13 protein-coding genes are annotated in these 13,077 nt (G+C 44.3%); 12 read left to right on the top strand and 1 reads right to left on the bottom strand.

Features of this window, described 5'->3' with window-relative positions; translation table 11 throughout:
- The first annotated feature begins 14 nt into the window (after positions 1-14).
- From QUB37_RS12935 to QUB37_RS12915, 5 genes are all read left to right on the top strand, one after another.
- Positions 15-917, top strand: coding sequence for a WD40 repeat domain-containing protein (locus tag QUB37_RS12935; protein ID WP_333162500.1), 903 nt, complete (start codon positions 15-17; stop codon positions 915-917).
- A gap of 30 nt (positions 918-947) precedes the next feature.
- Positions 948-1,847 (top strand): WD40 repeat domain-containing protein, encoded by a 900-nt coding sequence (locus QUB37_RS12930; protein ID WP_333162498.1) that lies wholly within the window; start codon positions 948-950, stop codon positions 1,845-1,847.
- 30 nt (positions 1,848-1,877) lie between these two features.
- A complete protein-coding gene (locus QUB37_RS12925; RefSeq protein WP_333162496.1) occupies positions 1,878-2,777 on the top strand; it encodes a WD40 repeat domain-containing protein in 900 nt (299 codons plus the stop codon).
- A 137-nt stretch (positions 2,778-2,914) separates the two neighbouring features.
- Positions 2,915-3,238 (top strand): hypothetical protein, encoded by a 324-nt coding sequence (locus QUB37_RS12920; protein ID WP_333162494.1) that lies wholly within the window; start codon positions 2,915-2,917, stop codon positions 3,236-3,238.
- 12 nt (positions 3,239-3,250) lie between these two features.
- Positions 3,251-4,150, top strand: coding sequence for a WD40 repeat domain-containing protein (locus QUB37_RS12915; RefSeq protein WP_333162492.1), 900 nt, complete (start codon positions 3,251-3,253; stop codon positions 4,148-4,150).
- 592 nt (positions 4,151-4,742) lie between these two features.
- Here QUB37_RS12915 and QUB37_RS12910 read toward each other — a convergent pair.
- Positions 4,743-5,993: a DUF4255 domain-containing protein gene (locus QUB37_RS12910; RefSeq protein ID WP_333162490.1), complete on the bottom strand. Its 1,251-nt coding sequence runs from the start codon at positions 5,991-5,993 to the stop codon at positions 4,743-4,745.
- Positions 5,994-6,633: 640 nt separating this feature from the next.
- On the opposite strand from QUB37_RS12910, the gene QUB37_RS12905 reads away from it, so the two are divergent.
- The 7 genes from QUB37_RS12905 to QUB37_RS12875 all read left to right on the top strand — a co-directional run bounded on the left by QUB37_RS12905 (position 6,634) and on the right by QUB37_RS12875 (position 13,011).
- Positions 6,634-8,292 carry a phage tail sheath family protein gene (locus QUB37_RS12905; protein ID WP_333162488.1) on the top strand — a complete coding sequence of 553 codons (1,659 nt, stop codon included), beginning with the start codon at positions 6,634-6,636 and terminating at the stop codon, positions 8,290-8,292.
- A gap of 125 nt (positions 8,293-8,417) precedes the next feature.
- Positions 8,418-8,885, top strand: a complete 468-nt coding sequence (locus QUB37_RS12900) for a phage tail protein (protein ID WP_333162486.1) — start codon at positions 8,418-8,420, stop codon at positions 8,883-8,885.
- A 73-nt stretch (positions 8,886-8,958) separates the two neighbouring features.
- Positions 8,959-9,450 (top strand): phage tail protein, encoded by a 492-nt coding sequence (locus QUB37_RS12895; RefSeq protein WP_333162485.1) that lies wholly within the window; start codon positions 8,959-8,961, stop codon positions 9,448-9,450.
- A 6-nt stretch (positions 9,451-9,456) separates the two neighbouring features.
- Complete coding sequence (locus QUB37_RS12890) at positions 9,457-9,819, top strand: hypothetical protein (protein ID WP_333162484.1); 363 nt, start codon at positions 9,457-9,459, stop codon at positions 9,817-9,819.
- An 88-nt stretch (positions 9,820-9,907) separates the two neighbouring features.
- Positions 9,908-12,337 carry a substrate-binding domain-containing protein gene (locus tag QUB37_RS12885; protein WP_333162482.1) on the top strand — a complete coding sequence of 810 codons (2,430 nt, stop codon included), beginning with the start codon at positions 9,908-9,910 and terminating at the stop codon, positions 12,335-12,337.
- Between the two features lie 3 nt (positions 12,338-12,340).
- Positions 12,341-12,499: a hypothetical protein gene (locus QUB37_RS12880; RefSeq protein ID WP_333162480.1), complete on the top strand. Its 159-nt coding sequence runs from the start codon at positions 12,341-12,343 to the stop codon at positions 12,497-12,499.
- Positions 12,499-13,011: a phage tail protein gene (locus QUB37_RS12875; RefSeq protein ID WP_333162478.1), complete on the top strand. Its 513-nt coding sequence runs from the start codon at positions 12,499-12,501 to the stop codon at positions 13,009-13,011. Before QUB37_RS12880 ends, QUB37_RS12875 begins: the two co-directional genes overlap by 1 nt.
- The last annotated feature ends 66 nt before the right edge of the window (positions 13,012-13,077 follow it).

Below are 13,077 nucleotides of genomic sequence, written 5' to 3'. Positions count from 1 at the left end.
GTCAAAAAAAACTTATGCAATATCGATCATTTCAATGCCTTCGGACTTTCTTCAATGATTCGCGTGGCGTTAGAGCCATTGCGATGAGTCCGGATGGCAGTACGCTCATCAGTGGCAGTCGGGACAGGACGATAAAAATTTGGAATTTAACTAATGGTCAGCTACAGGGGAGGCTGGCAGGACATGAACTTACAGTGACTGCTCTTGCGATTAGCCCAAACGGGCAAATTATCGCCTCCGGTAGCGACGATGAAACCATCAAACTTTGGGACTTCCACACAGGTGAAGTTAGATACACTCTAAAGACTTATGCCGAAGAAGCTAGAAAAGAGATTGCTTGTTTAGTCTTTAGTCATGACGGTCAAATTCTCTACAGTGGCTCAGCAGGTGGCAGTACTTATTACTGGGATGTCAACACGGGTGACATGTTGGGGAACTTAGGGATAATTTCCTTGGGAAGTGCCCTGCTTGCCATGAGTGCCGATGGTCGAACACTTGCAGGTACTTATGCAGGTAGTTTTATAGTACGGACTCTACCTGAACAGAAGAGGCGGTTCGAGATTGAAACAGGTCATAACAGTCCATCGCTGGCTATCAGTCCAGATGGGGAAACAGTCTTTATTGGGGATTATGATGGCAACATTCATCTGTGGGATTCATACCAGGGTCAAGAATTATCGTCTCTGGGAGGACATTCAGGTGTTGTTACTGCTCTTGGCGTCAGTCCCGATGGCAAAATGTTGGCAAGTGGTGATGAAAAAGGCGCGATAAAACTTTGGGAAATCTACTCAAAAACCGAACTCTGTACCTTAGAAGGACATTCAGAAGAGATCACGGAACTTATTTTTACTCCCGACAGTCTAGCTTTGGTTAGTAGTAGCATTGACACCAGTATCAAAGTCTGGGGAATTAGATAAGTTGCCGAGTGATGTGATTCGGATATTAGCATGCCGGATAAATTACTCCAATATCTGCGTTGTTTTAACGATGATAAAAGTGGCGTTACAACCATCGCAATTAGTCCAGATGGACAAACTTTGGTGAGTGGTAATTGGGATAAGACCATTAAAATTTGGCATCTGGCAACAGGTCAACTAATGCGGACTCTGGAGGGACACAAAAGTCCTTTGACCTGCGTAACCCTCAGTCCTAACGGACAAACCCTAGTCAGCAGTAGCTGGGACAAAACTGTCAAAATCTGGGATTTTCACACAGGTGAAATCAAGCACTCCTGGAAAATTTACGAATCAGAAGAATACTGCATAGTGGATTGTTCGGTCATCAGTCCCGATGGAAAAACGCTGTATACAGGGACTCGATACGGCAGCACTTATTACTGGGATGTCAATAGTGGCAAAGAGTTGGGGAACTTAGGGATAACTTCTTTAGGAAGTACCCTGCTTGCGATGAGTGCCGATGGTCGAACGCTTGCGGGGACTTATACAGGTACTTTGAAGGTATATGATTTGCCCCAAAACACTCGGCGATTTAGAGTGGAAACAGGTCACGACAGTCCATCGCTGGCTATCAGTCCAGATGGAGAGACAATTTTTATTGGAGACTATGATGGCAAAATTCATCTGTGGGGTGCACATCAAGGTCAAGAATTATCGACTCTGGGAGGACATTCAGGTATTGTTGCTATTGGTGTCAGTCCTGATGGCAAAATGTTGGCAAGTGGTAACGAACAAGGCACGATAAAACTTTGGGAACTCGACTCAAAAACCGAAATCTGTAGCTTGGAAGGACATTCAGCAGAGATTAGCAAACTGATTTTTAGTCCTGATAATCAAACTTTGGTCAGTAGTAGCCTTGATGCTAGTATCAAAGTCTGGGGAATTAGATAAGTTGCCGAGTGATGTGATTTGGATATTAGCATGCCGGATAAATTCCTCCAATATCTGCGTTGTTTTAACGATGATAAAAGTGGCGTTACAACCATCGCAATTAGTCCATCTGGACAAACTTTGGTGAGTGGTAGTTGGGATAAGACGATTAAAATTTGGGAGCTCACAACAGGTGAACTCATGCGTACTCTGGAGGGGCACAAAAGTCCTTTAGTCTGTGTAGCCTTCAGTCCTGACGGACAAACCCTAGCCAGCAGTAGCTGGGACGAAACCGTTAAAATTTGGGAGTTTAACACAGGTGAAGTGAAGCACTCGTGGAAAATTTACGAAGCAGAAGAATACAGAATAGCTGAGTCTTTAGTCATCAGTCCTGATGGAAAAACGCTATATGCAGGTATTCAAGGAGGCAGTACTTATTACTGGGATATCAGTACAGGTCAAGAGTTGGGGGATTGGATATCTTCAGCAGGTAGTAACCTGCTTGCCATGAGTGCCGATGGCCGAACACTGGCAGGAACTTATGCAGGTACTTTGACAGTAAGGGATTTGCCCCAACACACCCGACGCTTCAAAACTCAAACACGCCACAACAGTCCATCACTGGCTATCAGCCCAGATGGGGAGACACTGTTTATTGGAGACTTTCATGGCAACATTCATCTGTGGGATGCACGCCAGGGTCAAGAATTATCGGTGCTTGGGGGACATTCAGGTGTTGTTAGAGCTATTGCTGTCAGTGCCGATGGCAAAATGTTGGCAAGTGGCGATGAACAAGGCATTATCAAACTTTGGGATCTGGACTCAAAAACCGAACTCTGTAGCTTGGAAGGACATTCAGAAGATGTCCTCGGACTGATTTTTAGTCCCGATAATCAAACTTTGGTCAGTGGCGGTCTTGACACCAATATCAAAGTTTGGGGAATTAGATAAGTTGCCTACTGATGTGACTGGGTTATTAGCACTCTATTTAGTGTTTTTCTCTGGCTTAGTATCTGGCATCAATTAACGATCAAACGGCTTTTGTAGGAGAGCAGCTCGCTCATCTGCAAGGTAACTTTGGCAAAGCGTTGTGGAAAACTGCCAAATATGTCGATCGGATTTTAACAGCAATAAATGAGATATACAAGCAAACAGATGAACAAGTACCCAGTCCAGAGGTAATGGCGAGAGTAAATCAATTAAAACCCTTGGTTCAACAGCTAATTAATATTAAGAGAAATTCCCAGCTCACCGATGCTCAAAAAAACGAAGCCACCGCAAATTTGGCTCAGGATAATCGGTCAGTGTTAGGAGCGGATACAGCCGAACTAGGGCGGATAATCTTGGATTTGCAAACTGATGTATATTTAGAAATGCAAAACTACTTAAATCTTTCAAATCAAAACCAGTAGGTAAAAAAAATTATGCAATCTCAATCATTTCAATGTCTTCGGACTTTCAATGATTCAGCCGACATTGAAGCCCTTGCGATGAGTCCAGATGGTAGTATGCTCATCAGTGGTAGTTGTGACAACACCATAAAAATTTGGGATCTCAGAACAGGTCAACTCATGCGTACTCTGGAGGGACATAAAAGTATTCTGACCTGTATAACCCTCAGCCCTGACGGACAAACCTTAGTCAGTAGTAGTTGGGACACAACATTCAAAATCTGGGAGTTTCACACAGGTGAAGTGAAGCACTCTTGCCAAATTTTTGACTCCGGAGCGGAAGAATTCAGCATAGTTGATTCTTTGGTCATCAGTCTTGATGGAAAAACGCTGTATACAGGTACTCGAGGTGGCAGCACCTATTACTGGGATATTAGCACGGGAAAACAGTTGAGGAGATGGAGTATTTCCGGAGGTTCTTTGCTTGCGATGAGTGCCGATGGTCGAACGCTTGCAGGGACTTATACAGGTACTTTTATAGTCAGTGATTTGCCCGAATACACTCGGCGGTTCAGAGTTGAAACACGCCACAACAGTCCATCACTGGCTATCAGTCCAGATAGGGAGACAGTCTTTATTGGAGACTATGATGGCAACGTTTATCTGTGGGATGCACGCCAAGGTCAAGAATTATCGTCTCTGGGAGGACATTCAGGTATAGTTAAAGCTATTGGCGTCAGTCCCGATGGCAAAATGTTAGCAAGTGGTGATAAACAAGGCGGGGTCAAAGTTTGGGCACTAGACTCAAAAACCGAACTCTGTACCTTAGAAGGACATTCAGAAGATATTAGCGGACTGATTTTTACTCCCGACAGTCAAACTTTGGTCAGTAGTAGTGTTGACACCAGTATCAAAGTCTGGGGAATTAGATAAGTTTCCGACTGATGTGACTTGGATATTAGTGTTTAATTCAGTTTTTTTATCGAGTTGAGTATCCAGCATTACTTAACGAGAGCAGGAGACCATCTGGCCCTTAGTCCCAACGGCGATCATCTTAAAATCCAAAAGGCGTTAATGCTATTTTGACAATTTTTTCTGATGCCATCTCTTATCCGGTTTCAAAAATGATCCGATCGAATAAAAAAATTAAGGCTCTGAGGAATAAGATTGATGAGCTTGGTGGTGTTTATGATTGGACTTGATGGGGGACTCCAACACGCACTCAAAGCAATACCGCAGCAAATCAGAATGGTTCAAGTAATGCTGAAAAAGATTCTTTACAGGAGTTGAGACTAAGATTGTGTACCCATGTAAGACTTGTCGCGCTCGGGCGATCGTCATCTGATGACAACAGAAAAAGCATCGACTGAAACTATTGCCACATCAAGGTTTCATCGATCGTACCCATGTGCCGCGACTCAGAAATGCTATTGAGTCGCACAGTGAGACAGTTTCGAGTTTTTTGCAGGGGGGAAGTTCAGTTTAAAGAGTGGCTGGCGCTCTTCTTTCCATCCTCCATCGCCCTTCATCCAATTTCCACGGAGGGACCAACATACCCACTATCGGTATCCACTTCCAGCGGGCTCTCAGCACCATCAATCTGCACCCGTACTAAATATTCTCCCGCCTTCACATTCAAAATCCGAAACACGATTGTATCGGTATCCCCCTCGCGGAGTTTGGCGGCAAAAATGTAATTCATCGGATTGCTATTCGATCGCTGGTTCAAAAACAATAATGCCTGCTGCTTGCTACCAACAGTTAAATCAACTGCCAGCGTTAATTCTGCCGAATACAGATCGTCACTATTCCATAAATCCGATACCTCTGCTTCCCCTACAATCTGCGGGCACAAAACAAACGGCATCACATTCGAGGGTATCGTCCTCTCTAACTCGAACGAAGCGAGATTCACTATTGGATGCAGCACCTGCAATTGTTGTACCCCCGCCCGCAAACCAAAAGCTTCTTCCTGCGGTAGCGAGGATAAATCCAACCGCAATTCTTGTTGGCTAACCTGCTGCGGCGTCACCCTCGCCTCGCCAATTCTCACCTGTACTAGATCTGCTTGCAACCGCTGGCCGCGAATCACCAACGCACTATCAGCGACAATCGGTTGATTTGCCCCAGCCTCGGACACCGCTTGCTCGACGATCGGCTGGTTGGGAGTCGTGTAAAATTGCGCGCTTCTCACCGGTAAAGCTCGGCCGCTCGGTTTGTTCCCTTCAATCAAAACTGCTCCACCTTGACAAGCAAAAGATAGCACGTAAGGCATCTGGAAAAACGCCGACCAAATTTTCGACAGTTCGTCGGTATTCATTTGGCTGGGAACAATTGTCACTCGCTCGACTTGCTGTTCCAAAGTAGAATCTGCCAAATACCTATAATTCGAGTTATTTACCGTTGCCCGAATCATTTCAGGAGTCAATACCGGATTGTCAACAACCGCACGCACGGCACTACCCAGCAGGCGTTGGGGTTCTAAATCGAGCTCGTTGCCGTAAAAAGTCAGCATATAAAAAAGGTCCAATCCCGCTTGAGCGTGTTTGATTAATTCTCCCTTGGGGCGGCGGTTTCGTAAGTCGTAATTCCGCCAAGCAGGATTTGGTGTAACTTGATACAGATAAATATTCATTCCTAGTTCTGGTGTTTTACCGCCAGTTGCTTCGGGGCGCACCGTGGTAACTTTGGCCCCCGGTAGATCGAGTTGAATCGCTGATTGCAAGAATCTTGCAAGTGTGGCCGTGACGGTGGCGATCGCCAGATAGTTGCTCATGTTAAGTAGAAGGAAGAAGTCGGAGGGAAGACCGAAGTTGGAAGAAAAGCGAGCCAGTAAGCCTTTGGGCGATTGGGCTGTTGCGTTTAATTAGGTGGACTTACTTATCTCAAGGTTAAGTTAAAGTTAATTTACCATTTTGTGTAAAGTTTTGATGAAGCTTCTGCTAATTCTATAAAATCATGCAACAATAATCCAGACCGAGCGCAGATAAATATCTATCGGCTACTCAATGAGTTCTGTAGCAGTATTTTATAGAAAGGGAATTGTTAAGAAAAAAAAATCTCCCGGTAGTTGATTGACAAAGCATAGTAGTCTAAACTAGATACGTTATTCCACCAGCCGTTATTGTTGGTAGAATAATCGCACAAATCAAACATCGCACGCAATTACTGAAAGCACGATCGCAACAAGGTTAGCTTAAAAGTTAGCTTAACCCCTAACAGCAATCGGTTATTAAAACGTGGCGGCTAATGCGGCTGGGTGGGAATTTTCAGTGGAAATTTAAACGTGAAAATTCAGACAAGCAAGGCATCAGAGTCAAAACGAGCAAAAGTAATAACTGGTATGCAAGTGCGGTAAGCGAACAGGGTAGACAGCAACAGGTAAGTTTTTCCCTTTCCATTTAAGGAAGATATCTATGCCAAGACTAGATTACTTTGCCCCTGGTGTATACATCGAAGAAATCGATCGAGGTAGTCGCCCGATCGAGGGCGTGCAAACCAATATCGCAGGTTTCATTGGATTTACCGAAGCCATACGCGGTGGAGCTGAAATAGGCAAGCCAATGCTGGTAACCACTTGGAACCAGTATTTAGAATATTTTGGCAAAGAAAACTCGGATGGATTCACAGACTTTAACGCCTACCTACCTTTTGCTGTTCACGGCTGGTTCTTAAACGGAGGGGCTCGCTGTTGGGTGGTTAGCATCGGCACCTGCCTGCCCAAACCCGCTTCCGACACCACCCAACCAGGACCGGAATCCAACGCGATCGCGATTAAAACTACCGGCAGGCGCGAATCTTTGCAGTTTGCCCTCAAACCGGAAGAAGCAGAAAACGGCTCAGTTACTGTGGAAATTATCCCCAGCGAGCCAAAACATATTCCCGAAGACCCTAATGTCCCCGCCCCCATACCAGCAGAATTTTTCACCGTTGTAATTAAACGGGAAGGGCAGGAATTGGAAAGACACCCACATCTGACAATGGATCGGAACGTGCAGCCAGAAGTGGGCGACTATATAGTTACAAAACTTCAAGAACAATCCCAGTACCTCACCATCACCGATCTAACCCAACGGGGACTCCCGCTTGCCCGCCGTCCGATGGACGGGCAATATGAAGTCAGCCCTCCGCCCGTATTGCCGACTCAAGAAAACTTAGCGCGATACGTACAAGGGGTACGAGACGATCGCAGCGGCATTCAAGGGCTTTTCGAGATCGACGAAATCACAATAGTTGCCTGTCCAGACTTAATGCTGGCATACCGGGAAGGCTTGATCGACCAAGACCAACTGCACGGCTTGATGGAGTTAATGATTAGCCTGTGCGAAAACGCTGCCCCCAATCCGCCCAACCGCATGGTCGTTTTAGATACGCCCCACGACTGCGTGAAACCGCAACACGTCGTAAATTGGTTGGATAACGAATTTAACCGCCGTTCCATGTTTGGGGCGCTTTATTACCCTTGGCTTAAAGTTGCCAATCCCCGCAACGCCGGAAAACCAATTTACGTTCCTCCCAGCGGTTACATGATGGGCGTTTGGTCGCGCACCGACGAAACGCGAGGAGTTTACAAAGCACCAGCTAACGAAACCCCGCGCGGCGTCATCGGTTTAGCCTACGATTGCAACTTTCGAGAACAAGAATTACTAAACCCCAGAGGCATTAACTGCGTCCGCACTTTCCCGAATCGAGGAATAAAAATTTGGGGGGCCAGAACGTTAGTAGAACCAGAAAAAACCGAATGGCGTTATATCAGCGTCCGCCGCTTGATCAGCTATATCGAGAAATCAATTGAACTCGGCACTCAATGGGTAGTATTCGAGCCAAACGACCAAGATTTGTGGGCAAGAGTGCGCCGGACTGTCAGCAATTTTCTCGAACGGCTGTGGCGAGAAGGAGCGCTGTTTGGTGCCACACCCTCGCAAGCATTTTACGTCAAATGCGATGAAACATTAAACACCCCCGACACGATGATTCTAGGTCGTTTATATGTAGAAGTAGGCGTTTGTCCGGTCCGACCGGCAGAATTTGTCATCTTCCGGATCAGCCAATGGAACGGTCAAGACGAAGAATAAAAAGGTAGATTTCAGGATTTAAATTTTAGATTTGAGATTTAAATTGAATCTGCAATCTGAAGTTTAAAATCTGAAATTATCAATCCATCATTGTCCATCACTAAAAATCACAATGAGGTTAACGTATGGCGCAAACAGAAGAATTACTGGTCAGTTGTAGGTTTTATTTTGAAGCTGACGGAATCACTGACAAACAAATATTAGAAGTCTCAGGTCTCAGTGCGGAAAACCCCGCTGCTGGGGGTGACAAAGTATTGGGTTCGGGTAAAAACGCGATTAACTTGCGTCAGGCTGCCCCCACAAGAGTCAAATTCACTGCGGTTGTCGTTAAAGTTGTCGCCACCACAAATAAAGACCTTTATAAGTGGTATGAAGATTGCAACAAAAATGAAGGAGGCAAGTCCGAGTGGTCATCAAACCGCAAAGCTTCCTCAGTCACCGTTTACGACCAAGGTGGAGAAATGAAAGCTCGTTGGGAACTGCTTAATTCTTATCCCACCAAGTATGAAGGACCAAAGCTGGAAGCTGGCTCTAATGATGTGGCAAACGAAACTTTAACGCTAGTTCATGAAGGCGTTAAACGAGTCCAGTAAGTAATTTTAGATTTTAGATTTTAGATTGAACTTAAATCTGAAATCTGAAATCTAAAATTAGCAAGGAAATAAAATGTCTAACCTGATTAACGATTTTCCCGAAATCCTCACAAATTGTCGGTTTTATATCGAATTAAAACTGGAGGGCAGCCAAGACCCAGTTGATGCTTATTTTATGGATTGCAAAGGATTTAAGCACACTCAAGATGTGATAGAAGTTTGCGAGGTTACACCCCAACGTTGGGGTGCGGCAAAATTCGGTCAGGTTGTCCGCACGAAGGTGCCTGGGAATGTTAAAACTAATAACATAACGCTGCGCCGCGGTATGACTAAATCCACAACTTTGTGGAAGTGGTTTGAAGCAGTTCAAGAGGGAAATTGGGCTAAACAACGCCGAGATGGATCTTTAAGTATCTACGACCAAGCCGGCAGCCCGCAGGCAATATTCCAATTTTTAGGGGCCTGGCCTGTCAGTTACATTGCTTCCGATCTAAGTTCTGCTGGTGGGGATTTGGAGATAGAAGAAATGGAAATTGCTGTAGAAATGTTTACTCGGCAACAGTAAGTCGCGATGTTTCAAACCGAGTTTGAATTTACTTTACCCAAGGGTTTCTTAGATACAGATGGAAATTTACACCGCAAAGGCGTGATGCGTTTAGCCAAAGCAATCGATGAAATTTTGCCATTGCGCGATCCTCGCGTTAAGTCTAACCCCGCGTATTCTACGGTAATTATTTTATCGAGGGTAATTACTAGATTGGGTGCATTAGACGAGGTAACTCCGGTAGTTATCGAAGAGCTTTTTGCCTGCGACCTAAATTATTTGTACCAATTTTATCGCCGGATTAATGAATTGGAAGATGACAATACAGGAATTAAAGATAGAGAATTAAAAGATAGAGAATTAAAAGATTCTACAAAACCCTCTAAGTAATAGCTACCAGTTACCAATTGTTAAGCGAGCGCTGGTTAAAGTTATTAGAATTTCTGCGCCTTGATTCTATTTAACCTGGGAGGATGGGGTGAAACTGGTCGATATAGTAAATTCAGTTGGCAGCAACTTTCGGGAGGTGGCAAACTTTGTTCGCTACCCCCTCCAAAACCTCTCCCGGACAGCGATGCGCCGCGCTCAAGAAGAATATGAAAAAGTTGAACTCCCCTGGGGTAAAAAAACTGAAACGCGGGAAAATTCGGTTGCCGAATCTAACGGACATCGGGAAACAAGAAACTCAAATGCAGGCAGAATTCCTGTCCCACAAGAGTTAGTGGAAGAGTCTAATCCTAGAACACCCCAACCCCAAGTAAAAGTAGTAAATAGTAATTTAAGTGAAGCAGCAAATGCAGTAACGATCGCGGCGGCAAATCGATTAGCTCGAAGAAAAAATCGCAGTGCTGAAACTATACCCATTTTGCCAAAAGATCGGGAAATTAGCGGAGGTCGTCGCGGCAGGTATCGAATTGAAGGATTTTTGCAAGATGGGGAAAGCGTGCGAGTTTATCAAGGAACTCAGGTGATGAATAACAAGCCGATTTTGATTAAAGAATATCTGCTACCAGATGGAACTTTTAATCAAAAAGAAGCAAAAGAGCGGAAAGAAAATTTTGAAAAGCTAGCAAGCTTGAATCTCAAGAATGGGGGAGGACAGGATTTTCGTTTGATTAGTCCTTGGGATGCGATCGCGCCAAGCAATGAAAAACGCTGCTACTTAATTTTCGAGCCACCGATTCACAATAGCTTAACTTTAAGAGAGTATTTGCTGAAAAACGGTGCTATGACTCCCCAGCAAGTGCGCGGAGTGTTGTATCAAGTACTCCAAACTCTTTGGTTTCTCCACAGTCACAGGCTGCGAATTTTTGACGATGAGTTAAAACAAGGCATACCCCACGGCAATCTCAGTCTCGATAGTTTGTCAATCGCGATCGACAGTCAGCCATCCGCACTCGACGAACCGCAATTTTTTATCTACGCAGCCGATTTGGCGCTGTGGGAAGATTTATCTCAACCACCCACTGCTAAAATTAGCGAGCGATCGCCCAAACAAGATTTAATCGATCTGGGATACGTAAGTTTTTACTTATTATCGGGAACAACAGTAGACCCCGATACCTCTCAACCGCTTAACCCCAAACTTCAACAACATTGGCCTGAATTTAAGGATGTTAGGCTCAAAAAATTTATCTATCGTTTGTTAGGAATCGACCTGCCATTTAAAACAGCTTTTGAAGCAATGCAAGCGCTTTTAGCACGGCTCCCAAGCGAAATTGAAGCGCCAGCAGAGGTGGATGCAGAACCGGACATACCGGAAGAAAACACCCGTAAGTCTTCTGTTCTTTTGTTGCTATTAGTGATTCTTGCCTTTGGTTTACTGGCGGGACTGTTATGGCAAATTATTGCGAAATTGCTTCACAATCCGCCTCAACTTGAACTGCCGGTTTTTAATTCTTCTGAACCCTGCTGCCTCGCCCAGATCGATCGAGTTCCAACAGAAAATGCTACCTACATAATTGAAACTGACGGTATTTGGAGTTACATTTTCAATACTGTCAGTTTAGTTTCTTATAATAAAACGTTCACCGAAGAACTCAACAATCGCGAGCCGAGATTAAAAAATTATACGCTCAATATTTCAAACACAAACGTAATAGAGGCAATTAGAGCCAGGAGAGCAGACTTTGCCCTGACTACTTCTATAAAAGATTTACCCGATGACATGGAACAGGTTGAAGTTGCTTATGATGGATTAGTAGTATTTGTAGCTTTCAGCGATAACAAGAGACGCCAGAGTATCCCTAATGCTTTGAATGGCAAAATTACTCTTGACCAATTACGAGAAATTTATACAACAAAAACCTTGACTGACTGGTCGCCTCCAGAGGGAATTAATAGTAGCATCCAACCTTATATGCCGATTGATAACCGCCAAGCTATTCAAGTTTTTGAACAGTTGGTGTTTAAAGAAGAGCCACCACAAGAGTTTACTGATTTGGCAAAAAAAATGACTGGGGAGATTCGACCAAAAATCGATCGGAAATTAATTGATGAAAGTTATATTTTAGGAGAAATCCTCAAAGATTTCGAGCAAGATCGAACGGTGGGAATAGGTTTTGGTTTGCTCAGTCGCGTGTTTAATCAATGTGCCGTTTACCCCTTAGCAGTAGGAGAAAAAGGTCAAGAAGTTCAGCCGTTAGTTCAACAGCTCGATGGCGAAGTAAAACCGATCGAACCGACAACCGATCTATGCGATGATAAAGGAAGTTATTGGCCTGATGTTGAAGCATTCAAGTCTGGTAGGTATCCGTTAACCTACCGTTTGGTAGTAGTTTATCCGAAAGATGAAATGCGATCGGCTGCGGGGAAAAAATTCGCCGAGCTGCTAAAGACAGATGAGGGACAACGCTTGCTCAGCGAAGCCGGATTGGTTCCACTAAGAATTTTACGTGAGAGAAATTAAGCTATGAGTGCAACGAAAAACGATGAAAATGCCCAATTAATTGATAAAATTATTGTCGATCCAATACTACTGCGAAAGTTGAGCGATCGCGTTTACGAATTGATGTTGGAAGACTTGAGAAATACTCGCGATCGTGCTGGAAACTATAGAGGGATGATGTAATGTCTAAAAACGGTGAAGTCACGCACGAACTCAACTACGTAACTGCAAACCGCTTTTACGTAGAAATGGAAAGTAATATTACAGCTTCGTTTAGTGAATGTTCGGGATTAGGAGTCAAAATCAAAAAAGAAACTTATTTTGAAGGAGGCGTCAACGACCAACAGCGAATTATTTTAGGTCAAGCTGAGTTTTCCGATGTAACTCTAAAACGCGGTATTACCGAAGATTTTGCTTTTTGGGATTGGATAGCTAATACCTTAAGCGGAGAGCAAAAAGAACGGCGAAATGTGAATATTTTGCTGTTTAACCAAGCTGGGGAAACCATGCAATGCTGGACGTTAGTAGCAGCGGTACCAATTGGTTGGAGAGCACCATCACTCCAAGCCAATTCTAACACGGTAGCGATTGAAGAATTGACCCTAGCTCATGAGGGATTGAAGATAGCAAAATCCGAAGGAGGAGGTGCAATGAAACTGCAAGGTGGACGCCATGCTTCTGGCTTTTTCTTATAGTAATGCTAATTCTCCACAATCTTGCAACAGTAGCCGATCCCGATAAATTTTAATTCGATCGTGCAG

The sequence above is a fragment of the Microcoleus sp. AT3-A2 genome (genome assembly GCF_036705685.1).
In the GTDB taxonomy this organism is placed as follows: Bacteria; Cyanobacteriota; Cyanobacteriia; order Cyanobacteriales; family Microcoleaceae; genus Microcoleus.
Note: the sequence above shows the minus strand (reverse complement) of the source record. Positions and strands in the feature narration are given on the sequence as shown.